The sequence below is a fragment of the Sphingomonas sp. Sphisp66 genome, from assembly GCF_047324325.1.
In the GTDB taxonomy this organism is placed as follows: domain Bacteria; phylum Pseudomonadota; class Alphaproteobacteria; order Sphingomonadales; family Sphingomonadaceae; genus Sphingomonas.
The window spans coordinates 1,755,989-1,779,422 of record NZ_CP168508.1 but is presented as its reverse complement, the minus strand read 5'-3'; the positions used below and the strand labels follow the sequence as shown (position 1 = coordinate 1,779,422).

Sequence of the window (23,434 nt, the reverse complement as noted above, 5' to 3'; positions counted from 1 at the left end):
ACGCATCACTGCGCCACGAACCCCTTCCCCGTCAGCGTCATCGCCGTGAAATCCAGCCCCATCGGCGCCACCGTCCGGCGGACCAGCGCCGCAACCTGTGCCTTTTCGGACGGCGCCTTGGCCTGGTCGATCGCCGCCTCGACCAGCATCGCCTGGAGCAGCAGCCCCTCGGCGAGCCGCTGCTTGTCGGCATCGTCCAGCTTGGCCTGCCCCGGCAGCAGCGCCACCACCTGGTTCCGCACGGCAGTGCAAACAACCGGGTCCGGATCGGCGCTCTTCCCCTGCGATGCGTTCCACATCACGATCCACCACAGCGCATAGGCATCGGCGAGATTGTCGGTGCGCAGCTTCACCGGTGCCAGCAGCTGCCCCATCCGCTCGATGATGTCGCCCTGCGCCATCAGTTGCTCGAGCGAGCGCGCGCCGGCGGGATCCCCCTTGCGCGCCTTGATCAGCATCGCGTCCAGGCTGGCCTTTCTTACGTCTGCGGACGGCCTGTACGCGAAAGCGGAGACAGGCACCGCAATGCGCCGCGCCCGAGGGGGTAGCGCCCGGGTCGTCGCCCCGCCGCGTCGCTTCTCGAGATCGGCCAGATGCATGCCCAAAATGTCGGTTCGCGCGATCGACGGGGTGACGATCGTCCAGCCCCAGCCATCGACAACCTGCGCCCGGGCGGGCGTGGCGCCCAGCAGCGTGACACCGAGCGCCAGGCCCATGATATGCTTCATCCGCACGCTCCCGACGCCGATATTGGCACAGGGCTATCGGCGCGCGGAAAGCCGGCAAGGTCGCGGCGACGGACGGTGCGCATTTTCCGCCGTCCCGCGCCCGGATCCGCAAACGAAAAAGGCCGGGGCTTCCACCCCGGCCTTTCGCATCCAGATCGGTGTAGAAACCGCGGCGTTTTAGCCGACGATCTCTTCCGGCTTGAAGAAGAAGGCGATCTCGATCGCGGCATTCTCTTCCGAGTCCGAACCATGGACCGAGTTCGCCTCGATCGATTCGGCCAGCTCCTTGCGGATCGTGCCGGGCTCGGCGTTCGCCGGGTTGGTGGCGCCCATGATGTCGCGGTTCGCCTGGACGGCGTTCTCGCCCTCGAGCACCTGCACGACGACGGGGCCCGAGATCATGAACTCGACCAGGTCGTTGAAGAAGGGGCGCTCGCGGTGGACGCCGTAGAAGCCCTCGGCCTGCTCGCGGCTCATCTGGATGCGCTTGGAAGCGACGACGCGCAGGCCGGCCTCCTCGAGCATCTTGGTGACGGCGCCGGTGATGTTGCGGCGGGTGGCATCGGGCTTGATGATCGAAAAGGTCCGGGTCGCGGCCATGGCCGTGCGGCTCCTGTTTTTGAGGGTGTGGAAAAGTCGCGGCTCCCTAGTCCGCGGATGCGCAGGATGCAAGCGTCCCGGATTTCCTACAGGAAGATGTTCTGCTATTGTTCTTGCAGGAGCTCTTTGAACCGTGAAGACGATGCGACGACGTGCGAGCCATGAGGCTGCGCGAGCGCGGTCCCCTGTCCGTCACCCCGGCCTTGTGCCGGGGTCCACCGCGCCGCGAGTCATGTCTTCACTTCTCTTGCCCAATGCGTGCGGAGAAGTGGATCCCGGCACAAGGCCGGGATGACGACGTCCTTGCGGACGGTGCCAACATTCGGACGCAACCTGTCCGCAAACGCAACACTTCCAGCGAGAGGAAGTGGTGCAGGAAACGGAACGAACCGCCGGTTTGACAACCACTTCCCCGCGTAACCCCAGCCAACTTCCGCGTCCGAAGCGTCCGCTCAGGCCGCCTTTTCCCAGCGCCCCTGCTCGTTCTGCTTCCAATAGTTGCGCTCCACCCCCTCGCGGCCCGCCAGCCCCTTCCAGGCGGCCCGCGCCTCGGCGATGCGATCCTCGTCGAAGAAGTGGAAGGCCCGGTCGAAGCCCAGCGCCTCGTCGCGCCACACCCCGTCGGCCAGCGCGATGTTCTTCGCGCCATTGGCCGGCGCCGCGCCCGCCTCGCCGGCGATCAGGATCGGCTGGCGGTCGTCGTCGGGCCCGCCGGCCTGGCCGTGCGGCAGGAAGCTTTCCGGGCTATAGGTCCAGAGCAGCTGGTCGAGCTTCGCCCGCTGGCTCGCCTCCCCGGCGACGATCAGCAGCCGCCCGCCGGTCTCGACCACGCGTTCGGCGATCCGCGGCAGCGCGCGTTCCAGGGGGAGCTGGGTGAGGTGGTAGAAATCGACCTGCATGGCTCCTGTTAGCGCTTCCGTGCGTTCGGGCCAACGCACGTGACGTTGCGGTGGCGCAACCGCTGCGATAGGGCGGGAACGGCCGCGTGCACGGGAGTGAGAAACAAAGGTGGGAATCGAAGTGACGCGCAAGGCCTTGCTGCTGTCGGCCGCGCTCGGCCTGTGCCTGGCAGCGGAGGCGCGTGCGCAGACACAGACGGAACCGACTCAGGACGCGCCTGCGGCTGCGCCGGCCCCCTCGGCCGTGCCCGATCTCCAGACCCCGCCGGTCGCCCCGCCGCCGCCCTCGCCGACCGCGCTGCCCGAGGGTGAGGACCAGATCCAGTTCACCGCCGACCAGCTCGACTATGACAATGAGCAGGACGTGGTCACCGCCACCGGCGACGTCCGCCTCTATCGCCGCAGCGAGCGGCTGCGTGCGGACAAGGTGGTGTGGAACCGCAAGTCGGGCCAGGTAGTGGCCGAGGGCAATGTCGTCCTGGTCAATCCGCAGGGCGACAGCGCCTATGGCGACAAGATCGAACTTACCGACAGCCTTAAGGACGGCGTCGTCCAGAACATGCTGGTCGTGCTCGACGCCGGCGGCCGCGTCGCCGCCCAGCGCGGCGAACGGCATGAGGACGGCAGCTTCACAGTCGAGAACGCCGCCTACACGCCCTGCTCGGTCAGCGATTCGGAAGGCTGCCCGAAGGAGCCGAGCTGGAAGATCACCGCGACCCGCGTGGTCTATGAGCCAACTAAGAGGCGGCTACGCTACACCGGCGCGCGCGTCTCGGTGTTCGGCTTCGCGACGATCCCGCTGCCGGTCTTCTCGCACCCGGTCGGCGGGGAGAGCGCCAGCGGCATTCTGGCGCCCGACCTGCGCTACAACCGCGCCAACGGCGTACAGTTCGCGCTGCCCTATTATTTCAGCCTGGCGCCCAATCGCGACCTGACGATCACCCCGCGCATCTACTCCGGCGTGCTGCCCGTGCTGCAGGGCGAGTATCGCGAGCTCAATTCGCTGGGCGCCTTCCGCGTCACGGCCTATGGCACCTATAGCCGCCGCGCCGACGACCTGACGGTGCCGGTCACCCCGGCGACGTCGAAGAACGACTTCCGCGGCTATGTCGATGCGGTCGGCAATTTCCAGCTCGACCCGGCCTGGAGCGCCAGCGCCTCGTTCCGCCTCACCACCGACCGCACCTTCCTGCGGCGCTACGACATCTCGCGCGACGACAGACTGCGTAACAACATTCGCGTGGAACGCATTGATCCGGATAGCTATTTCTCGATCAACGCCTGGGTTGTGCAGACGCTGCGCGTCGGCGAGCGCCAGGGCCTCCAGCCCTATGCCCTGCCCGAGATCGACTATCGCCGCCGCATGGACGACGGGCTGATCGGCGGACGGTTCGAGTTCCAGCTCAACACGCTGGCGATCGGCCGGTCCGACGGGCAGGATTCGCAGCGCGCCTTCGCCAGCGCCCGCTGGGACCTGCGCCGCCTGACCAACTGGGGCCAGGAGATCACCTTCACCGCCTATGCCCGCGGCGACCTCTACAACGCCTCGGACACGATGCTGACCAGCATCGCCAGCTATCGCGGCGAGGACGGCTTCCACACCCGCGGCATCGCCGCTGGCGCGGTCGACGTGAAATGGCCGCTGGTCGGCTCGCTGTTCGGCGGCACGCAGCGGATCACGCCGCGTTTCCAGATGGTTGCCTCGCCCAAGATCGCCAATCTCGAGGTGCCGAACGAAGACGCGCGGGCCGTGGACCTCGAGGATTCGAACCTCTTCGCGCTCAACCGCTTCCCCGGCTATGACCGGTTCGAGGATTCGACCCGCTTCACCTGGGGCCTCGACTACGCGCTCTATCTGCCGGGCTTCTCGATCGACGCGAATGTCGGCCAGAGCTACCGCATCTCGTCGCGACCGACCCTGTTCCCCGACGGCACGGGCCTGAACGACCGGGTTTCCGACATCGTCGGCCGCACCGTGATCCGCTTCCGCGACTTCGTCAGCTTCACCCACCGCTACCGGCTCGACAAGGACAGCCTCGCCTTCCGCCGCAACGAAGTCGACATGACGCTCGGCTCGCGCTCGACCTATGCCCAGATCGGCTATCTGCGCCTCAACCGCAACATCAACGCCTCGCTCGAGGACCTGCAGGACCGCGAGGAGCTTCGCCTCGGCGCCCGCATCCAGATCGCCCGCTTCTGGTCGCTCTCCGGCTCCACGCTGGTCGACCTGACCGACCGCAAGGAGGATCCGACCTCGCTTGCCGACGGGTTCGAGCCGGTGCGCCACCGCCTGGGCATCACCTATGAGGACGATTGCCTCCGCCTGGGCCTGACCTGGAAGCGCGACTACGCCACCACCGGCGACGCGTCGCGCGGCAATTCCTATTTGTTGTCGCTGGCGTTCAAGAACCTGGGGCGCTAGGCTCCGGGCGAGGGGAACCGCCGGCAGTAAGCCTAAGTTCAGGCACAATTGGCCATTATGCGCCACTTTCCGGCAGATTTGAGGGTACGGAATCACGTGAACATTGGTGTTAGCAAGGCGATCCGCGCAGGCCGCTTGTCCGTTCTGGCGCTCGCGATCTCCAGCCTGGCGTCGGGGGCCATGGCGCAGACGGTGTCGGACGCGCCGCCCGCCCCGCAGCAGCCGCAGCAGCCCTCGCAGGAAGACGCCGCCGCAGCGCTTGCCGCGCAGCTCGATCTGCCGCGCGATATCAAGCTGTTCGGCAAGGCCGATCCCAATATCCGCAAGCCCACCGCGATCGTGAACGACGCGGTGCTGACCGGCACCGACGTCGACCAGCGGCTCAACCTGATCATCGCGCTCAACAAGCTCAACCTGAAGCCGGAGGAGCGCGACCAGTATCGCCTGATGATCCTGCGCCAGCTGATCGACGAGACGCTGCAGATCCAGGAAGCCAAGGCCAACGAGATCACCGTCGATCCCAAGGAGATCGATTCCAGCTTCGGCGCCGTCGCGCGTCGCCTGCAGAAGACGCCCGAGCAGATGCGCGCCTTCCTGCGCCAGGCGGGCGCTTCCGAGCGCACGATGCGCAAGCAGATCGAGGGCGAAGTCGCCTGGAGCCGCCTGCTCCGCCGCAAGGTCGACGTCAATGTGAGCGACGAGGAGGCCAACGCCATCCTCGCGCGCCTCAAGGCCGCACAGGGCAGCGAGGAATATCACGTCTACGAGATCTACATGAACGCGACGGACGACCGGAAGCAGGAAGTCTATGCCGGCATGCAGCGCATCATCCAGCAGATGAAGGAAGGCGCGCCCTTCGACTATCTCGCCAAGACCTATTCGGAGAGTTCGACCAAGGGCCAGGGCGGCGATCTCGGCTGGATCCGTCTCGCCCCGGGCATCCTGCCCGACGAGATGGCCAAGGCCGTGGAGGAAATGCAGACCGGGCAGGTGGCCGGCCCGATCCCGCTCACGACCGGCTTCTCGATCGTCTACCTCGCCGACAAGCGCAAGATCGGCATGGCCGATCCGCGCGGCGCCAAGCTCTCGCTGCGCCAGATCACGATCAACTTCCCCAAGGGCACGACCGAGGCGCAGGCCTCGGCCCGCGCCAGCCAGTTCTCCCAGGCGACCCAGGCGATCAAGGGCTGCGGCGACGCGTCCAACGTCGCTGCCGCCCAGAACGCGGAAGTCGTCGAGAAGGACGGCGTGGTGATCGGAGACCTGCCGGCCGCGCTGCAGCAGATCATCCTGCCGCTCCAGGTCGGTCAGGTGACCCAGCCCTTCGGCACGATCGAGGACGGCGTGCGCGTGCTGGTGGTTTGCGGCCGCGACGATCCGCCCCCTCCGGGCCAGCCCTCGATCGAACAGATCCAGGACCAGGTCGCCGAGCAGCGCACCAACCTGCGCGCCCAGCGCATGCTCCGCGACCTGCGGCGCGACGCGCTGATCGAATATCGCTGAGGTGATCCGGCCGCTCGCCATATCCATGGGCGATTCGGCCGGTGTCGGCCCCGAGATCACTGCCAAGGCATGGAAGGCGCGCGAACTGCATTCGCTCGCGCCCTTCTTCGCCATTGGCTGCCCCGACGCGGTGGAACGGGTCTGGGACGGCCCCATCGCCCGCATCACCAATCCCGACCAGGCGGAAGCCGCCTTTGCCGAGGCGCTGCCGGTTCTTGCGGTGGGCGATACCTGCCAGGTGACGCCGGGCAGCCCCGACGAGGCCAGCGCCAAGGCGGCGCTGCAGTCACTCGAGCTGGCCGTGGGCCTGGCCAATGCCGGTGCTGCCGGCGGCGTGGTGACCGGGCCGGTCTCCAAGGTGCAGCTTTACAAGATCGGCTTCACTCATCCCGGGCAGACCGAGTTCGTCGCCGAGCGCTGCGGCATCTCGCCCGAGAACGCCGTGATGATGCTCGCCGGCCCGACGCTGCGGGTGGTGCCGATCACGGTGCACGTCTCGATCGCCAGCGTGCCGGGCCTGCTGACCACCGAGCTGATCCTCGCCAAGGCGCGGGTGACGGCGCGCGGCCTGCTGCGCAACTTCGGCATCGAGCGCCCTCGCCTCGCCTTTGCCGGGCTCAACCCGCATGCCGGGGAGAGTGGCCAGATCGGGCGCGAGGAGATCGATGTCCTCCAGCCCGCCATCGCCCTGCTCCGCGAGGAAGGCATCGACGCAGTCGGCCCCTTCGCCGCCGACGCGATGTTCTACCCGCGGGCCCGTGCCGGTTATGACGCGGCGCTCTGCCCGACGCACGACCAGGCGCTGATCCCGATCAAGACGCTCCATTTCGACGAAGGCGTGAACATCACCCTCGGCCTGCCCATCGTCCGCACCTCGCCCGACCATGGCACCGCCTTCGGCATCGCCGGCAAGGACGAGGCCAATCCCGGCGCGATGATCGCCGCGATCAAGATGGCGGCCAGCGCTGCCCAGCGCAGGGCCGAAGCCGCGGCGTGAGCAGCCTTCCGCCTCTCCGGGACGTCATCAGCAAATATGGTCTCAGCGCGAGCAAGGCGCTGGGCCAGAATTTCCTGTTCGACCACCAGCTGCTCGCCCGCATCGCCAAGGTGCCGGGCCAGATCGACGGCGCCGAGGTGTTCGAGGTCGGCCCCGGCCCGGGCGGCCTGACCCGCGCGCTGCTCCAGGGCGGCGCCAGCGTCACCGCGGTGGAGCGCGACCGGCGCTGCATCCCGGCACTGGAGGAGCTGGGCGGCTTCTTCCCCGGCAAGCTCCGCGTCATCGAGGGAGATGCGCTGGAAGTCGATGCGCCGGCGCTGTTCCAGGGCAAGCCGCACGTCGTCGCCAACCTGCCCTACAATGTCGGAACCGCGCTGCTGGTCGGCTGGCTCTCGGCCGAATGGGAGCCGTGGTGGGCGAGCCTGACATTGATGTTCCAGAAGGAAGTCGCCGAGCGGATCGTCGCTGAGGCCGGCAGCGAGCATTATGGCCGGCTTGCCGTGCTGTCGCAGTGGCGCTCGACCCCGAAGATCGCGATGAATGTCCACCGTTCGGCCTTCACCCCGCCGCCCAAGGTGATGTCCGCGGTCGTCCACATCGTCCCCGCCGAGGCGCCCGAGGGCGTGCGGCTGAAGACGCTGGAAACCCTCACCGCCGCCGCCTTCGGCCAGCGCCGCAAGATGCTGCGCCAGAGCCTGAAGGGCGTGCCGGGCGCGATCGAGGCGATGGAGACGCTCGGCATCGACTCCGCCCGGCGCGCCGAGACGGTGAGCGTTGCCGAGTTCGTCGCGCTCGCCCGAACGCTGGGCTGACGTCAAAGTACACGAAGTACACGCCAAAGACGCGTTTTCGCGCGCCATGCCGATTGTCAAAGAGCGGCCCGGCTTCCGCCGAGCGCCCTACCCAATCAGACGAAATCCTATTTTACAAGCCGGTCAGGGCTTGGCCGTCGGGGTCGCGCTGGGCGCCGGAGCCGGGCCGGCCTGGGCAGTGGTGACCGGCGGCCCCTTGGCGATCACCGCCGAGAGCTGGGTCGCGTCGCCGCAGCCCTTGGCGCAGAGCTTCTCGATCTTGCCGAGATTCTCCTTGGCCCGCTCCATCGCACCCTTGGCGACCATCGCCTCGCCCTGGCCGCGCAGCGCGGCGGTGTCGTTGGGCTCAAGGCTCAGGGCCTCGCGGTAGAGGCGGATCGCCTTGCCGGGCAGGTTGTTCTTCCGGGCAAGGTCGGCGAGGACGAGATAGGCGTCGCGGTTGCGCGGATCGACCACCAGCGCGCTCTCCAGCGCATCGCCGGCACCCTGGAGGTTGCCGGCAGCCAGGGCGGCCCGCCCCTGCTTGACCAGCTCGACCGAGCGCGGATCGATCTGATCGTCCGCACGCTGTGCCATCAGCGAGGTGGAAACCGAGAGCAGCAGCAACGCACCAGCCGCCCCAATCGCAGTGAACCGCATCACATTCTCCGAAATCTTGCCGGTCGCTATCATGGCCGACGCATCCTCGCGACAAAAAAGCCGTCGGTCGAGTCCCTTAGCGGGGTGAAGCGAAGGCCCGGCCCGCGCGGACTGCCCGCGCCAAGCGCCAGCGGCTCGGCTTCCCAGCCGGGATGGCGGGCAAGGAACGCCTCGGCCTGCCCCGCCCCTTCGGCGTCGAGCAGCGAGCAGACGACATGGACCAGCACGCCGCCCGGACGGACGAGATCGGCGGCGATGTCGAGCAAGGCCGACTGCATCCCGACATAGCGATCGAGCCGCTGCGGGTTGAGCCGCCAGCGCGCCTCGGGGTTGCGGCGCCAGGTGCCGGTGCCCGAACAGGGGGCATCGACCAGCACGACATCGGCGCGGCCAGCCTGGTCGGCGAGCATGCTCACCTCCTGGTTGGGGTTGAGCAGCCGCGTCTCGACGATACCCACTCCTGCCCGCTCGGCGCGCGGCATCAGGCGGGAGAGCCGGGGGCGATCGATGTCGCAGGCGAGGATCGAGCCGTGATTTGCCATTGCCGCCGCCAGCGCCAGCGTCTTGCCGCCGCCGCCGGCGCACAGGTCGATGACATGCTGGCCACGCTCGACGCCCGCCGCGAGGCTGACGAACTGGCTGCCAGCGTCCTGCACTTCGAACTGGCCGTCCTTATAGGCGGGAAGCTGCTCGACCGGGCTGTCCGAAGGGACGCGCAGGCCAGCGGGCAGGCAGGGCAAGGACACGGCGGCGCCGATCTCGGCCTGGATCACCGCGGGATCTGCCTTGAGCGTGTTGACCCGCAGATCGAGCGGCGCCCGCTCGAGCAAGGCGGCCTGCTCATCGGCATCGAGGCCGGAGGCGACAAAGGCCTCGGCCAGCCAGCGCGGCAGCACGCCGGCTTCGGCGACGGGCTCGCCGGGCTGGATCGGCGCGGGGCCATAGGGCGAGCCGTCGAAGAGCTCAGCCAGCTCGGCGCGGCGCTCGACCAGCGCCAGCATCGCGGCGCGACCGCTCTCCGGGCGCTCGCCGAGCATGCGGATCGCGTCATAGACCAGCGCGCGGATCGCGCGGCGATCCTTGGAACCGGCATAGCGGCGCTCGGCGAACCATTTGGCGATGATGGTGTCGGCCGATCCGCCCTGGTCGCGGGCGGCGGCGGTGATCCTGTCGAGCAGGTCGATCGCGGCCTGGAGACGGGCTGCGGGGTTCATGATGCACCTACAGCGCGGGGCGAAAAATGTTGAATCCCTTGAATCACCACGCGGGTGCGCGGGAGGTCGAGAGGCAGGGAAATCGCGCTCGGCATGGCCGGAGCAGAAGCAGAAGATTTCCTATTTTGGTAGCGGAAACTGGCGTGCCCCCGGGGGTGCCTAGCCACCTTCGCATTTCCCTTTTCAGTTCCCCGGCGAAGGCCGGGGCCCAGTTGCGATGCCGTTCGAGAGGTTCGGCTGTCCCAACCATGTGTGCCGAGACTGGGCCCCGGCCTTCGCCGGGGAACTGTTTGGGTGCGCATTTGAACCGCGTGCGGGGCGTCGGGAATGGACAAGCTCGCCGCTTCCCGCCACTGACGCGCCCATCCTCCAACGCAAAGGCAAAGCACATGGCGTTCACGGCGAAGATCCTGCTTCTCGGCTCGGGCGAGCTTGGCCGCGAGTTCGTGATCTCGGCCAAGCGGCTCGGCGCCCATGTGATCGCCTGCGACGCCTATGAGGGGGCTCCCGCCATGCAGGTGGCGGACGGGTTCGAGGTATTCTCGATGCTCGACGGCGAACTGCTGCGTGCCGCGGTGGAGAAGCACCAGCCCGACTATGTCGTGCCCGAAGTGGAGGCGATCCGCACCGAGGTGCTGGCCGAGCTGGAGGCCGAGGGCTTCACCATCGTTCCCTCAGCGCGCGCGACGCAGATGACGATGAACCGCGACGGGATCCGCGAGGTCGCCGCGGTCGAGCTGGGCCTGCGCACGTCGCGATATCGGTACGCCGAGAGCCTGGAGGAGGTGCTGGCAGGCGCCGAGCACACCGGCCTGCCCTGCGTGATCAAGCCGGTCATGTCCTCGTCGGGCAAGGGCCAGAGCACGGTGCGCGAGGCGAGCGCGCTGGAGGCGGCCTGGGACTATGCCGTCGCCAACATGCGCGGCGACCGCAAGCGGGTGATCGTCGAGGAGTTCGTCGACTTCGATTACGAGATCACCCTGCTGACGATCCGGACCCGGGACGGCGTGCTGTTCTGCCCGCCGATCGGCCACCGCCAGGAGCGCGGCGACTATCAGGAAAGCTGGCAGCCGGCGGCCATGTCGGCCCAGGCGATCGCGGATGCGCAGGACATGGCACGCAAGGTCGTGGACGATCTGGGCGGATACGGCATCTTCGGGGTCGAGTTCTTCGTGAAGGGCGAGGAAGTGATCTTCTCCGAGCTTTCCCCGCGCCCGCACGACACCGGCATGGTCACGCTGATCTCGCAGAACCTCAGCGAGTTCGACCTGCACGCCCGGGCGGTGATGGGGCTGCCGATCCCGTCGATCGCACTGCGCGGGCCCTCGGCGAGCGCGGTGATCCTGGCCGACCGGGCTTCGGAGACCTTGTCCTATGAAGGGCTGGCCGAGGCGCTCGCGACCGAAGGCGGCGAAGTGGATGTGCGGATCTTCGGCAAGCCCAACTCGCGGCCGTACCGGCGGATGGGCGTGGCGCTGGCTTTGGCGGGGGATACCGATGCGGCGCGACAGGTTGCGGCCGAGGCGGCGGGGAAGGTGCGGATCGGGTATGGGGATTAATTACACCGAGGTGCCCGCCCTCACACCATCTCGATCATGCTCTCGCTAATTTCGGCCCTAACCCAGTTCAGTAGAACCAGGTTGCGGATAGCACTTGCAACGGCTTCGCGCTTTTCATCTGCCTGCCAGGATGGTTTCCAATCCAGCACATAGTCCAGAATGTCCTGCTCCGTGATCGATTGGCCAGGCCTGCGAGCCTTGATCCACTGGCATGCATAGATGATCGTCGCGACTTCCTCTGCCTGCTCGGTGCTCTTGATACGACTGAAAAGATCGACTGTTTTGTCGATCTTCTTGCCATAAATCTCGATCTCGGAAGCGAGCTTTCGGCGATCCTTTTCATATTGTGCGCTCACCCGGAAGGCGATCATCTTTCCGAGCTGCGCCTCCTGGAGCCAGTTCCGATTGGCGAAATCGTGAAGCGCGAGCTTCATGTCACCGGAGAAGGGCCCATAGCTTCCCTTGCCGAACTCGAAGCCCGTCGGCACTCCCATTTCGGTAAGAACATAGGCGATCTTCTGAAAGATCGTTCGGCCAACCGGATTGGCATAGGGTTGCGCCTGAAGCTCACGCAGCACTTCAAGCAGGGCAATCCAGCTCGGATTCGGTTTCTGATACTTCAGCCCACGGCCCGTAAGGCTAAGCTGGGAAGGCCCCGCCAGAAACTCATTCGTCAGCTCGTTCCTAGGGGTGCCATAAGGCGCATAAACCTCGATATCGATGGGCAACGCATGCAATTTGGCATGGATCAGCGGACCAACTTCCGACCAGGCCAGACCGCCATTGCCGCAACCGAGCGGCGGAAGCGCCAAGCTATCGATCCCCCATTCGACGGCGTGCGCCGCCAGATAATCGAGCCCACGCTCAATATCCACGAACCGAGAGGGCGAGCGCCAATGGCCCTTGGTAGGAAAATTTACGATCCGTGCGCCGGTTTCATCCTCGTACAGATAGGGCTCGCCCAAGCGCACTTCCTTGCGCTCACAGCGATCCACATAGTCCTTCATCATTCCAGGAAAGCGCTTCTTGAATTCCAGCGCTACACCTTTGCCCATAATCCCAACGCAATTGACGGTGTTCACCAGCGTCTGAGCATTGCTGGTGAAGATATCTCCGATCACGGCTTTGAGCATATGGTTCGCTATCACAGATTCGACCGGAAGAACAGAACGGGATCGACATATCCCGGAAACTCCGGCGCAGCGGCGCGCAACCGAGTCAACGCGGATGCATCGATCACATACGCGCCCACCACCAACGCCGGCGGCACGCGATGCGGCACCAGCACCTCGGCACATTTGCGAGACTTATGCTGATAATAACGCCGTGGGTCGTCTGGATGGGTCCAGCTCTCGGAGAGCACGTCGTCAAAATTGATATGCGCCCACTGAGAGGGGTGGAGGAAACGCGCATAGTCGCTCGCGGCATTGCTGTCCGTAATGACAACTCCCGGTATGGCCATCGCTTCAAGCGAAATACGCAGCACGCAGAGCGATCCAGCCTCACCTAACCGCTTGTAAAGCATCGGGTTACGAGCGTGAAAATACAGATTGGCATATTGGTGAAGCCGCATACCCTGCGGGATGCGCTTCTGATCCCGCCGATCCTGAACTGGCTGCATCGCCACCGACGCATGCTGGAGCTGCGCCGCGTCCTCATAGGAAAGAATACCGTGCGCCAGCACCGAAGCGAGGTTCGCGATCGGCATGATGCAATGCAGTTCGGAAACGCGCGGATCCATGCCCCAATGATTCGATCACGAAACCAAGGACGTCAAGGAGCTGGACCTGCCAACTCTACTTGGCAAACCGCCCCACCAGCTTCCCCGCCAGCATCAGCGCCACAACCGCCACAACCGCCCCGATCAGCATGTCCGACAGGTAATGCGTCCCCTCTACCGGCGTCGCCAGCAGCATCGCCAGGGTGAGGGAGGTCAGCGGCCAGCGCAGGTTTCCGCAGCGCCATGCGGTGGCGATGTAGACCACGCCCGAGGCGGTGTGGAAGCTCGGGGCCGAGACCAGGCCGCGCAGCTCGTTGAGGTTTACCTGGCCGATCTGGTGCGCGCGGAGCGCCGGGATGAGCTGTTCCTGCCAGATCGCGCTGGTCGGCATATAGGGGATCGGGCCTTTCCACAGATAGGTCAGCGGGCCGACAGCGGGCATGAACAGGTAGAGGGTCAGGGTGAGGATCGCAGCCAGCCAGAAGCTCGCGAGAAATCGGTGCGCCTCGCCCCGCTGGCCGCGGATCGCGAAGGCGATGAGGAGCGCGGCGGGGATCACATAGATGCACTGATAGGCGGCGACGCCAAGCCGCTGGAGGCCGGGATGCGCGGCGACCGTCTCGTACCAGGCGAGCCAGTGGAAATGCAGCGCCTCGTCGATCCGCTGGAGCGGCGCGTCGGCAAAACCGTGCGACAGTGCCGCCAGCGGATAGGTGGCCACCGCGCCGGTGAGCGCCATCGCCATGAACAACCCGACATTCTCGGTGAGATCGGCCAGCCCGGGCGCCCAGCGCCGGCTGCTGCGGGACAGAGCAGGCCGGACGGCGAAGAGCAGCAGCAGGGCCGCGAAATAGACCAGGTTTGCCGGCAGCAGCGGATCGATGCGCAGCCCGGCCTTCCACATCAGCGCCGCGCAGATCGCGATGCTCAGGCCGATCGCACTCCATAGCAGCGCGGGCCGGAAGCCGGCGGAAGGTCCGGCGGATCGGCTGGACGCTGCATCGGGAAGCGGCGGGAAAATGGCGGAGCCCGGCACGAGCCGGGCGCGAACGAAACTTGGCACCGGGCGAAGCGTAGCGAATTGCCCAAGGCTTGCAATCGGATAGAGAGTGGTCGCCCGTCCCGCCCCGGGGCTCAGGCGGCCTGCCCGTTCCAGCCCTTTCGCAGCTCGCAGACCTGAGCGATGTGGTCGTTGACGTGCTTCATCATCACGTTCGCGCTCAGGCGGTATTCGGGCCAGTTCTCGAGGACGTGGCGCCGGGCCCAGCGCAGGCAGAAATCGTCATAGTCGCGCTGGAGCTGGATGCAGTCGATCTTCAGCGCCCGGGCGTCACGGCACGCTTCCTCCGACCCGACGCCCTGCTGGGCGGGCTCGTAAATCTCTTCATGGACGAAGCGCTGATAGGCTGCGAGTGCCTCGACCATCTCGCGGCGGAGATGGCGCAGCGCATCGAGATCGGCGTCCCTGACGGAATCGGTGATCTGGGTGCGGGCCGTGGCCATGATCTCGATCAGGCGATCATGATGCCGGGTGAGGATATCGAGACGCCGGGACATCGTTACGCGGTAGCGCGAATTGCTTTCCAGACGCCTACCATACCATCCGGTCGCCGCACCCGGGCGCGGGGATGCCCTTCCCCAACTAGCCAAAATGCGCTCCGAACGCGCTCCGTACCTGCTGATCCGCGGTGGTGTCGTAGATCGCCATTACAACGCGCTCGAAACACCCCGCGAACTCGCCGGTCAGCAGGCCGGAGAACATCGCGGCGATGACGGCGGGATCGTTGCGGAACACGCCGCAGCCCCAGGCGCCGAGCACCAGCGCCTTGTGGCCCTTGCGATGCGCGATCCAGAGCAGCTTTCGGGCTCGTTCGCGATTGACCGCATCGATCGCGCCGGCACGCTCGGGCTCGTTCTGCCGCACGGCCCCGGCATTGACCGCGGGCGCAGTGAGGAAGCTCACCGCATAGGGCCGGGCGAGCAGACCGCCATCGTCGCGGCGGAACACCGGGACGGCGGGCGAATAGATCATCCAGTCCGAATAGAGGCAGCTCGTTCCGGCGCGATTATGCTCGTAGAACGCGAACCGGGCGTTGAGGCTGGGATAGAGCGCCGAGGCCCGGGCCAGCGATTCCTCCTGCGCCTGCGAGCCGCTGAGGAAACCTCCCCCCGGGTTCCTGGCCGAGGCGAAATTGAGGACGAACGGATCGGCGACACCCTCCCCGGCCAGGCGCTCGGCCGCTTCGAGCGTGGTCTCTCCGGTCAGCTCGAAGACCGGACCGGTGCCATCCGGGGCCGACGCGAACTGCTCCGGGAAGTCGGTGTCGCGATAGAGCTCGGTACCTGCCACCGCGCGATCCACCGCGTCGCGGATCGACACGTGGGTTCCGTCCGCGGCGGCATAGTCACCGCGATCGAGGATGCGCAGCGTCTCCTCGGCGAGAGCGACCCGCTGCGCCCGGTTCATCAGCGCGTCGGGTAGTTCGGCGCCTCGCGGGTGATCGTCACGTCATGGACATGGCTCTCGCGCAGGCCGGCATTGGTGATGCGGACGAAGCGGGCCTTCTTCTGGAACTCGTCGATGGTCGCGGCACCGACATAGCCCATCGACGCCTTCACGCCACCGACCAGCTGGTGGATCACGTCCTTGGCCGGGCCCTTGAACGCCACCTGGCCCTCGATGCCCTCGGGGACGAGCTTGAGCTGGTCCTTGACGTCCTGCTGGAAATAGCGGTCCGCCGAGCCGCGCGCCATCGCGCCGACCGAGCCCATGCCGCGGTACGACTTGTAGGCGCGGCCCTGGTACAGGAAGGTCTCGCCCGGGGCTTCCTCGGTGCCGGCGAGCAGCGAACCGATCATCGCAGTCGAGGCGCCGGCGGCAATCGCCTTGGCGACGTCGCCCGAAGTGCGGATGCCGCCGTCGGCGACCACCGGCACGTCATGCTTGGCGGCTTCGCTGGCGGCTTCCATCACCGCGGTGAGCTGCGGCACACCGACGCCGGCGACGACGCGGGTGGTGCAGATCGAGCCCGGGCCGATGCCGACCTTGATGCCGTCCGCGCCCGCATTGATCAGCGCCTTGGCGGCCTCGGCGGTGGCGATGTTGCCGGCGATCACCTGGACGCGGTTGGAGAGCTTCTTCACCCGCTCGACGGCGCGGCTGACCTCGACATTGTGGCCATGCGCGGTGTCGATCACGATCAGGTCGACCTCGGCATCGACCAGCGCCTCGGTGCGCGCGAAGCCCTTGTCGCCCACGGTGGTGGCGGCGGCGACGCAGAGGCGGCCGGCAGCGTCCTTGGTCGCGTTCGGGTAGTTCACCGCCTTCTCGATGTCCTTCACCGTGATCAGGCCGACGCAGCGATAGGCATCGTCGACGACCAGCAGCTTCTCGATACGGCGCGAATGGAGCAGGCGGCGCGCCTCCTCCGAGCTGACGCCGGCGCGGACAGTGGCGAGGTTGTCATGCGTCATCAGCTCGGCGACCGGCTGGTCGAGCCGCTCGGCGAAGCGGACGTCGCGGTTGGTGAGGATGCCGGCGAGCTTGCCCGAAGCCTCGACGATCGGGATGCCGCTGATCCGGTGCTGGGCCATCAGCGCGCGCGCCTCGGCCAGCGTGCCGGTGGGCGCCATGGTGATCGGATTGACGACCATGCCGCTCTCGAAGCGCTTCACGGCACGCACCGCCTCGACCTGCTCCTCGATGTCGAGATTGCGGTGGAGGACGCCGATGCCGCCGAGCTGCGCCATGACGATCGCCATGTCGGCTTCGGTGACGGTGTCCATCGCCGAGGAGAGGATCGGAATGTTGAGCGAAAGGCCGCGGGTTACCCGCGTGCGGGTGTCGGCCATGCTCGGCAGGACTTCGGATTCCCCCGGATAGAGGAGAACGTCATCGAAGGTGAGGCCGAGAGGGATGTCCATGGGGTGCGCCAATGTCCTGATTCGGAAGTTGGCGGCCCATGTAACCGCGAGGGTCGGAAAGCGCTAGGGGGTCGGCGCTTTCGGATGTCATGCAAAGCAGCGCCTGCTCGATCGCGATCTGCTCGCGGATGCTGCGGGCGAGCGTCACCGAGGCCCGGCAATAGCCCGGCCAGTCGGCCGCGACCTCGCGCGGGCCCCAGGTGCCGACATGCACGGTATATTCGATGCGCTTCTCGATATTGGACTGGCGGAGCGCCGCCAGCTGCTCGGCGAACACGCCGGTCGCCTGGCGCGAGAGCTCCTCGCACAGCGCATCGACCTTGTTGCGGCGCTCGCCATTGACCTTGGAGATGTAGAGGCGGACGCGCGAAAGGCGAAGCTGGTCGAGTTCTGGCTCCGCGATCAGCGCCTCGATCTCGTCGAGTGCGGCAGTCAGGTCGCGGTGCAGGATGGGGAGTCCGGGCATGTTCCTATCATAGGATAGGCCGGACCTAAGGGGTCGCCCTTAGGCTCCGAAATGTTCCGTAACGGGGCTATCGGCAGCGCGGGCGAGCACCGCGCGGGCCTGATCGACGTGCATCGTCTCGATCATCCGGCCCTCGTAACGCTCGGCACCGCCGGTCGCCGCGGCGATCAGGGCGCGGGCCTCGGCGAGTTCCTGTTCGGTGGGACCGAAGGCGCGGGCGGCGATCTCGATCTGGTTGGGGTGGATCAGCGACTTGCCGTCATAGCCGAGCGCCCTGCCCTCGCGGCATTCGGCGGCCAAGCCTTCGGGATCGTCGAGCCGGTTGAACACGCCGTCCAGCGCCCAGACCGCATTGGCGCGGGCGGCAAGGACGATGGTCTGGAGCGCCACGCTCATCTGTGCGCGGCCGCTCGACGGCGGCAGGCGGAGCGAGGCGGCAAGGTCGTTGGTGCCGGCGATCAGGCCGGAGACACCCGGTACCGCGGCGATCTCGGCGGCGGCGAGCACCCCGAGCGGGGTCTCGATCATCGCCAGCAGCGGCTTGCCGAGCGCCTTCGCGACCTGGGCGACATCGGCGGCGCTCTCGGCCTTGGGCAGCACGGCGAAGTCGGCGCGCGAGGTGGCGACGGCGGCGACGTCCTCCAGATGCTCGCCCGACTCGATCCCGTTCAGCCGGATCGCGGCGAGACGCGGGCCGAAGCCCTGGGCCACGGCCTCCACCGCGGCGATGCGGGCAGTCGCCTTGTCGGCGTCCTTCACCGCGTCTTCCAGGTCGAGGATCACCAGGTCGGCGGAGAGTCCTCGCGCCTTCTCGATCGCACGCGGATTGGAAGCCGGCAGGAACAGGGCGGTGCGCGGTGCGAGACGGGCTGTGGTCATGGCCCTTCTCTATGCTAGCAAGAAGCAAATCGTGAAGGGGGAGTCGGAATGCTCGTACTCAATGTTTTCCTGGGCGCGGTGGCCGTGGTCGTCGTGCTCTACCTCTTCTCCAGCGTGACGATCGTCCGCCAGGGCTATCAATACACGATCGAGCATTTCGGCCGCTTCACCACCGTCGCCGGACCGGGCTTCAACTTCTACCCCGCCTTCTTCTACCGGGTCGGCCGCCGGGTGAACATGATGGAGCAGGTGATCGACATCCCCGGCCAGGAGATCATCACCAAGGACAATGCGATGATCTCCACCGACGGCGTGGTGTTCTTCCAGGTCCTCGACGCGGCCAAGGCGGCCTATGAAGTGAGCGACCTCTATATCGCGCTGCTCCAGCTCACCACGACCAACCTGCGCACCGTGATGGGCTCGATGGACCTGGACGAGACGCTGTCGAAGCGCGACGAGATCAACGCGCGGCTGCTCTCGGTGGTCGATCACGCGACGACGCCCTGGGGCGTGAAGATCACGCGTGTCGAGATCAAGGACATCCGCCCGCCGGCCGACATCGTCAACGCGATGGGTCGCCAGATGAAGGCCGAGCGCGAAAAGCGCGCCAACATCCTCGAGGCCGAGGGCACACGTGCTTCGGAGATCCTGCGTGCCGAGGGCCAGAAGCAGTCGAAGATCCTCGAGGCCGAGGGCCGCCGCGAAGCCGCCTTCCGCGACGCCGAGGCGCGCGAGCGCTCGGCCGAGGCGGAAGCCAAGGCGACGCAGCTGGTGTCGGACGCGATCGAGGCGGGATCGAGCCAGTCGCTCAACTACTTCATCGCCCAGAAATATGTCGAGGCGGTCGGCAAGTTCGCCACTTCGCCCAATGCCAAGACGATCCTGTTCCCGGTCGAGGCGACGCAGCTGATCGGCACGCTGGGCGGCATCGGCGAATTGGCCAAGGAAGCACTGGGCAATGGCGGCAATGGCGGCGCGCCGCGTCCGCCGGCGCCCCCTGCCCCGCCGCGCCCGCGGCCGTTCGAACCCAAGGAGGGGTGAGATGGACTTCAACCAATTGCTCGCCATGCCGGGGCTCGCCTGGCTGATCCTTGCCGCGGTGCTGGCGATCGCCGAGCTGCTGGCGCCGGGCATCTTCCTGGTGTTCATCGCCGCCGGCGCGGCAGTGACCGGGGTGGTCACGCTGCTGGTGCCGGCGTTCGACCTGGTGTTCGAGGTGTTCCTGTTCGCGGCGGCGTCTGCTGCGGCTGTGGCGGTCGGGCGGCGCTGGTATCGCCAGAACCCGGTGCCGAGCGCGGACCCGCTGCTCAACGACCGCGTCGCCCGGCTGATCGGCCAGGTGGTCACCGTGGTCGAGCCGATCACCGCCGGCCGGGGCCGGGTGAAGGTGGGCGACGGCGAATGGCCGGCCAGCGGCCCCGACACCCCCGCCGGCGCGCATGTCCGCATCACCGGCGCACGCGGCGGCTCGCTCGACGTCGAGCCCGCCTGATGTTTCTTTCTTCGTCATCCCCGCGAAGGCGGGGATCCAGGGTTACAAGCGACACCGCTCTTGGCTCTGGATCCCCGCCTTCGCGGGGATGACGATTACTCCGAGGATTTCACATGGACACCACTCGCCGTCAGTTGCTGCTCGGCGCGGGCTCGACGCTCGCGCTTGCCGGCGCCCCCGCCGCGGCCCGCGCGCTGCTCGCGCAGAATGACGCGCCCGCCCAGGCGCTGATCGACCGGGTCGCCGAGCAGATGCTGCGCGACTATCCGGAGACGTCGACCACGCTCGGCATCGACAAGGACAAGCGGGCGAACCTGAAGCACCAGCTGATGGACCGCTCGCTAAAGGGCCAGGCGAAGATCGCCGCCAACCTGAAGCAGGCGCTGGCCGACATCGCCAGGCTCGACCTGAACGCGCTGAGCCCGGCGATGCGCACCCATATCGACGTGATCCAGGCGAGCTTCTCCAACGCGCTGAAGGGCTTCGCCTTCGGCTATGGCGATGTTCCGACCGGCGGCTGGCGCAACACGCCCTATGTGGTGGTGCAGAATGTCGGCGCGTTCCTCGACACGCCGCGCATGCTCGACAGCGACCACCAGATCGCGACGCCGGAGGATGGCGAGGCCTATCTCGACCGGCTGGAAAGCTATGCCGAGCAGGTGGACGGCGAGACCGAGCGGCTGAAGATCGCGGCGCGCAAGGGCGTGATCGCCCCCGACTTCCTGCTCGACAAGTGCCTGAAGCAGATCAAGCTCGCCCGAAGCGGCAATCCGGCCGGCTGGGGCGTGGTGACCTCGGTCGCCAACCGCACCGCCGGGATGAACGGCGATTTCGGCGAACGCGCCTGGCTGCTCGCCAAGGACAAGCTCAGCCCTGCGCTGGACCGGCAGATCGCCGAGCTGGAAAAGCACCGTGCCCGCGCGACCAGCGATGCCGGCGTGTGGAAGTTCAAGGACGGCGACGCCTATTACGCCTGGGCGCTGAGCGCGGGCACCACGACGACGATGACCCCCGACGAGGTCCACAAGATGGGCCTCGACCAGCTGGCGAAGATCCAGTCCGAGATGGATGCCATCCTCAAGAAGGAAGGCTATTCGCAAGGCTCGGTCGGCGCGCGGATGGAGGCGCTGGCGAAGGACCCGCGCTTCGCCTTCCCGGAGAGCGACGCGGGCCGCGCCGAGATCATCAAGTTCATGCAGGACCGCATCGCCGATATCCGCGGGCGGATGCCGCAGGCATTCCACACGCTGGTGAAGGGCAATGTCGAGGTGCGCCGCCTGCCGCTGGAAGAAGAGCCGGGCGCGCCGGGCGCCTATGGCGGTGCCGGATCGATCGACGGCACGGTGCCGGGCAAGGTCTGGCTGAACCTGCGCACCACCAGCCTGCACACCCGCTTCAGCGTGCCCGACCTCGCCTATCACGAAGGCATTCCGGGCCATGTCTGGCAGGGCGAATATGCCAACAGGATGCCGCTGATCCGCAGCATACTGGCGTTCAACGCCTATTCGGAAGGCTGGGCGCTCTATGCCGAGCAGCTGGCCGACGAGTTGGGCGTCTATGCCGAGAACCCGGCGGAGAAGCTCGGCTATCTCCAGTCGCTGGGCTTCCGCGCCTGCCGGCTGGTGGTCGATACCGGCCTCCACGCCAAGCGCTGGACGCGCCAGCAGGCGATCGAGTGGTTCGTCACCGCCAACGGCTCCTCGGTCGAGGAAGTCTCGGGCGAGGTCGACCGCTATTGCTCCTGGCCGGGCCAGGCCTGTGGCTACAAGGTGGGGCATAGCGAGATCAACCGGCTGCGCGACCACGCCAGGGCAGCGCTGGGCGACCGCTATGACTTCCGCGCGTTCAACGACGCGGTGGTGCTGGGCGGCAATGTGCCGATGACCGTGCTGGGGCATGTGATCGAGCGGCATATCGCGGAGCGCAAGGCGTGATCCTGCGGCGCTGGCGCGGCGTGATCCGCACCGCGGAGCGCGATGCCTATCGCGACTATATCGCGGCGACCGGCGGCACCGACTATACCGCGACGCCGGGCAATCTCGGATTCCAGATGCTGTTCCGCGACCTGGGCGACGGCACCACCGAAGTGACGACGCTGAGCTGGTGGAAGAGCCTGGACGAGATTCGCGGCTTTGCCGGGGACGATATCGCGATCGCGCGCTATTATCCCGAGGACGATCGCTACCTGCTCGAGCGGCCGCTGCACGTCGAGCATCACGATGTGGTGGCGGACAGCATCCTCTCGTCCGAATGATCTGGCGCCCGCGTTACGCACTGGCCGCGGCCTTGCTGTTCGCAGTGGAGGTGGCGATCGCGCTATTCGTACGGGATCGCTTCGTCCGGCCCTATCTCGGCGACGTGCTGGCGGTGATGCTGGTCTATTGCGGGCTGCGCGCAGTGCTGCCGCTTCGGGTGCTGCCGGCGGCGGCGCTGGCCTTCGCGATCGGGGCGGTGATCGAGTTCGGCCAGGCGATCCATGTGCTCGACCTGCTCGGCGTGCATGATCGGGTGGCGCGCGTGGTGCTGGGCGGCAGCTTCGAGTGGCTCGATTTCGTCGCCTATGCGGCGGGGGCTGTGGCGGTGCTGGCGATAGAGCGCTTCTTGTTCCCCTCCCTGGAAGGGAGGGGTTAGGGGTGGGTCCTTGCGCGCGATACGTCGAGGCAGAGACCTCGACGACCGTGTCGCCAGGACGCCACCCACCCCCTGCCCCTCCCTTATAGGGAGGGGAGTTTCACTCAGCTCTTCCCGCCGAGCAGGCCCGACGCCAGCCCGCCGATCTGGCCGAGCACGCCTTCGCCGTCGCCCTTGAGCAGGTTGGCGAAATGGCCGAGCGCGCCTTCGCCGCCGATATGGCCGATGATCTCCTGGAGCTTGTCCACCGGCAGGCCGGTCGCCGAGGACGCGCCTTCGGCGGTGTCGACGTCCATCGGGTGGAACTTGGCGAGCGCCTGCACGGCCTGCTCGACATGCTCGGGCGAGAGACCGACCTTGGCCGCGAGATTGGCGATGTCCGCGTTCTGCGTGACCTGGCCGAGGATACCGTCGAGAATGCTCATGATCTGCTCCTGTTACGATGGGTTCGGAACGGGAGCGTATCTAGCACATCCGCATGGCTCAGCCCAACGGCAACGGTGCCCGGTCCGGCGGAACGAAGCCCCGGCGCGCCGGGACGGAGAAGAGCAGCTCGCGGCTGTAGAAACCGAGCGGCCAGTCGCGCCGGCCCATGGGCGAGGCGAGCAATGCGTTGACGCGCTCGGCCAGTCCGGTCTCGGCGGCCTGCGACAGGAACAGGCGCACGCCGGCGACATAGGCGCGGGTGATCGTGTCGTGATAGCCGCCCTGGTCGTCGTTCACCCCGCCGACGCTCTCGTTGAAGCGGGAGATCAGGCCGGCGATCTCGGCGTCGACATCCACATCGGGCCGCTCGGCGAGCAGATAGAGGCAGGCGGCGAGATGCGCCTCGTGGGTCCACTCCTCCCTGGCGAGCGAACAGGCGAGCAGGCCTTCGCCGAGATGGACGATCTCGGCGTCGGTAGCGAACAGTCTTGGCGAGAACTCGGTCATCGATCGGGCTCCTGTC

25 protein-coding genes are annotated in these 23,434 nt (G+C 67.1%); 10 read left to right on the top strand and 15 right to left on the bottom strand.

The window, feature by feature from the left end:
* Window positions 1-5: 5 nt before the first annotated feature.
* The 3 genes from ACEN8G_RS08685 to ACEN8G_RS08675 all read right to left on the bottom strand — a co-directional run bounded on the left by ACEN8G_RS08685 (window position 6) and on the right by ACEN8G_RS08675 (window position 2,227).
* Window positions 6-728, bottom strand: a complete 723-nt coding sequence (locus tag ACEN8G_RS08685) for a DUF6683 family protein (RefSeq protein ID WP_413416646.1) — start codon at window positions 726-728, stop codon at window positions 6-8.
* 177 nt (window positions 729-905) lie between these two features.
* Window positions 906-1,328 carry a nucleoside-diphosphate kinase gene (gene ndk, locus ACEN8G_RS08680; protein WP_116840910.1) on the bottom strand — a complete coding sequence of 141 codons (423 nt, stop codon included), beginning with the start codon at window positions 1,326-1,328 and terminating at the stop codon, window positions 906-908.
* A gap of 452 nt (window positions 1,329-1,780) precedes the next feature.
* On the bottom strand, window positions 1,781-2,227 hold the full coding sequence (locus tag ACEN8G_RS08675) for a DNA polymerase III subunit chi (protein ID WP_307119335.1): 447 nt from the start codon (window positions 2,225-2,227) through the stop codon (window positions 1,781-1,783).
* Window positions 2,228-2,348: 121 nt separating this feature from the next.
* Between ACEN8G_RS08675 and ACEN8G_RS08670 the strand changes: the two genes are divergently transcribed.
* The 4 genes from ACEN8G_RS08670 to rsmA all read left to right on the top strand — a co-directional run bounded on the left by ACEN8G_RS08670 (window position 2,349) and on the right by rsmA (window position 7,961).
* Window positions 2,349-4,649, top strand: a complete 2,301-nt coding sequence (locus tag ACEN8G_RS08670) for an LPS-assembly protein LptD (RefSeq protein ID WP_413416648.1) — start codon at window positions 2,349-2,351, stop codon at window positions 4,647-4,649.
* A gap of 180 nt (window positions 4,650-4,829) precedes the next feature.
* Window positions 4,830-6,152 carry a peptidylprolyl isomerase gene (locus tag ACEN8G_RS08665; protein ID WP_413416650.1) on the top strand — a complete coding sequence of 441 codons (1,323 nt, stop codon included), beginning with the start codon at window positions 4,830-4,832 and terminating at the stop codon, window positions 6,150-6,152.
* A 1-nt stretch (window position 6,153) separates the two neighbouring features.
* The gene (gene pdxA / locus ACEN8G_RS08660) at window positions 6,154-7,149 is read left to right on the top strand and encodes a 4-hydroxythreonine-4-phosphate dehydrogenase PdxA (protein WP_413416652.1); all 996 of its coding nucleotides are present in this window, start codon (window positions 6,154-6,156) and stop codon (window positions 7,147-7,149) included.
* Window positions 7,146-7,961, top strand: coding sequence for a 16S rRNA (adenine(1518)-N(6)/adenine(1519)-N(6))-dimethyltransferase RsmA (gene rsmA, locus ACEN8G_RS08655; RefSeq protein WP_413416654.1), 816 nt, complete (start codon window positions 7,146-7,148; stop codon window positions 7,959-7,961). The genes pdxA and rsmA overlap by 4 nt, the downstream gene beginning before the upstream one ends.
* A 123-nt stretch (window positions 7,962-8,084) precedes the next feature.
* Here rsmA and ACEN8G_RS08650 read toward each other — a convergent pair whose 3' ends face one another.
* Window positions 8,085-8,600 (bottom strand): tetratricopeptide repeat protein, encoded by a 516-nt coding sequence (locus tag ACEN8G_RS08650; protein WP_413740772.1) that lies wholly within the window; start codon window positions 8,598-8,600, stop codon window positions 8,085-8,087.
* 29 nt (window positions 8,601-8,629) lie between these two features.
* Window positions 8,630-9,814: an RsmB/NOP family class I SAM-dependent RNA methyltransferase gene (locus ACEN8G_RS08645; protein ID WP_413416656.1), complete on the bottom strand. Its 1,185-nt coding sequence runs from the start codon at window positions 9,812-9,814 to the stop codon at window positions 8,630-8,632.
* Between the two features lie 389 nt (window positions 9,815-10,203).
* Here ACEN8G_RS08645 and purT point away from each other — a divergent pair, with 389 nt between their 5' ends.
* A complete protein-coding gene (gene purT / locus ACEN8G_RS08640) occupies window positions 10,204-11,373 on the top strand; it encodes a formate-dependent phosphoribosylglycinamide formyltransferase (RefSeq protein ID WP_413418067.1) in 1,170 nt (389 codons plus the stop codon).
* Window positions 11,374-11,393: 20 nt separating this feature from the next.
* Here the strand turns inward: purT and ACEN8G_RS08635 are convergent, their stop codons facing one another.
* The 8 genes from ACEN8G_RS08635 to ACEN8G_RS08600 form a co-directional block, all read right to left on the bottom strand.
* Entirely contained in the window at window positions 11,394-12,506 is a 1,113-nt protein-coding gene (locus ACEN8G_RS08635; RefSeq protein WP_413418069.1) for a macro domain-containing protein, read from the bottom strand.
* An 11-nt stretch (window positions 12,507-12,517) separates the two neighbouring features.
* On the bottom strand, window positions 12,518-13,114 hold the full coding sequence (locus ACEN8G_RS08630) for a DUF4433 domain-containing protein (RefSeq protein ID WP_413418071.1): 597 nt from the start codon (window positions 13,112-13,114) through the stop codon (window positions 12,518-12,520).
* Window positions 13,115-13,169: 55 nt separating this feature from the next.
* Entirely contained in the window at window positions 13,170-14,156 is a 987-nt protein-coding gene (locus tag ACEN8G_RS08625; RefSeq protein WP_413418073.1) for a phosphatase PAP2 family protein, read from the bottom strand.
* Window positions 14,157-14,227: 71 nt separating this feature from the next.
* The gene (locus tag ACEN8G_RS08620) at window positions 14,228-14,650 is read right to left on the bottom strand and encodes a hypothetical protein (RefSeq protein ID WP_413418075.1); all 423 of its coding nucleotides are present in this window, start codon (window positions 14,648-14,650) and stop codon (window positions 14,228-14,230) included.
* Window positions 14,651-14,735: 85 nt separating this feature from the next.
* Window positions 14,736-15,560 carry a TIGR02452 family protein gene (locus tag ACEN8G_RS08615; protein WP_413418077.1) on the bottom strand — a complete coding sequence of 275 codons (825 nt, stop codon included), beginning with the start codon at window positions 15,558-15,560 and terminating at the stop codon, window positions 14,736-14,738.
* Complete coding sequence (gene guaB, locus ACEN8G_RS08610; protein ID WP_413418079.1) at window positions 15,560-17,017, bottom strand: IMP dehydrogenase; 1,458 nt, start codon at window positions 17,015-17,017, stop codon at window positions 15,560-15,562. Before guaB ends, ACEN8G_RS08615 begins: the two co-directional genes overlap by 1 nt.
* Entirely contained in the window at window positions 16,986-17,483 is a 498-nt protein-coding gene (locus ACEN8G_RS08605; protein ID WP_413418081.1) for a hypothetical protein, read from the bottom strand. Before ACEN8G_RS08605 ends, guaB begins: the two co-directional genes overlap by 32 nt.
* A 39-nt stretch (window positions 17,484-17,522) precedes the next feature.
* Window positions 17,523-18,362: an HpcH/HpaI aldolase/citrate lyase family protein gene (locus tag ACEN8G_RS08600; RefSeq protein ID WP_413418083.1), complete on the bottom strand. Its 840-nt coding sequence runs from the start codon at window positions 18,360-18,362 to the stop codon at window positions 17,523-17,525.
* A 48-nt stretch (window positions 18,363-18,410) separates the two neighbouring features.
* On the opposite strand from ACEN8G_RS08600, the gene ACEN8G_RS08595 reads away from it, so the two are divergent.
* The 5 genes from ACEN8G_RS08595 (at window position 18,411) to ACEN8G_RS08575 (ending at window position 22,485) form a co-directional block, all read left to right on the top strand.
* The gene (locus tag ACEN8G_RS08595; protein ID WP_413418085.1) at window positions 18,411-19,403 is read left to right on the top strand and encodes an SPFH domain-containing protein; all 993 of its coding nucleotides are present in this window, start codon (window positions 18,411-18,413) and stop codon (window positions 19,401-19,403) included.
* Window position 19,404: 1 nt separating this feature from the next.
* Window positions 19,405-19,854 (top strand): NfeD family protein, encoded by a 450-nt coding sequence (locus ACEN8G_RS08590; RefSeq protein WP_413418087.1) that lies wholly within the window; start codon window positions 19,405-19,407, stop codon window positions 19,852-19,854.
* Window positions 19,855-19,967: 113 nt separating this feature from the next.
* Window positions 19,968-21,788 (top strand): DUF885 domain-containing protein, encoded by a 1,821-nt coding sequence (locus ACEN8G_RS08585; protein WP_413419313.1) that lies wholly within the window; start codon window positions 19,968-19,970, stop codon window positions 21,786-21,788.
* Window positions 21,785-22,108 (top strand): hypothetical protein, encoded by a 324-nt coding sequence (locus ACEN8G_RS08580; protein WP_413419315.1) that lies wholly within the window; start codon window positions 21,785-21,787, stop codon window positions 22,106-22,108. The genes ACEN8G_RS08585 and ACEN8G_RS08580 overlap by 4 nt, the downstream gene beginning before the upstream one ends.
* 32 nt (window positions 22,109-22,140) lie before the next feature.
* Window positions 22,141-22,485 (top strand): DUF2809 domain-containing protein, encoded by a 345-nt coding sequence (locus ACEN8G_RS08575; RefSeq protein ID WP_413419317.1) that lies wholly within the window; start codon window positions 22,141-22,143, stop codon window positions 22,483-22,485.
* Between the two features lie 104 nt (window positions 22,486-22,589).
* Here ACEN8G_RS08575 and ACEN8G_RS08570 read toward each other — a convergent pair whose 3' ends face one another.
* Both ACEN8G_RS08570 and ACEN8G_RS08565 read right to left on the bottom strand, forming a co-directional pair.
* On the bottom strand, window positions 22,590-22,910 hold the full coding sequence (locus tag ACEN8G_RS08570) for a hypothetical protein (protein ID WP_413419428.1): 321 nt from the start codon (window positions 22,908-22,910) through the stop codon (window positions 22,590-22,592).
* A 58-nt stretch (window positions 22,911-22,968) separates the two neighbouring features.
* Entirely contained in the window at window positions 22,969-23,418 is a 450-nt protein-coding gene (locus ACEN8G_RS08565; protein ID WP_413740771.1) for a hypothetical protein, read from the bottom strand.
* Window positions 23,419-23,434 lie beyond the last annotated feature (16 nt).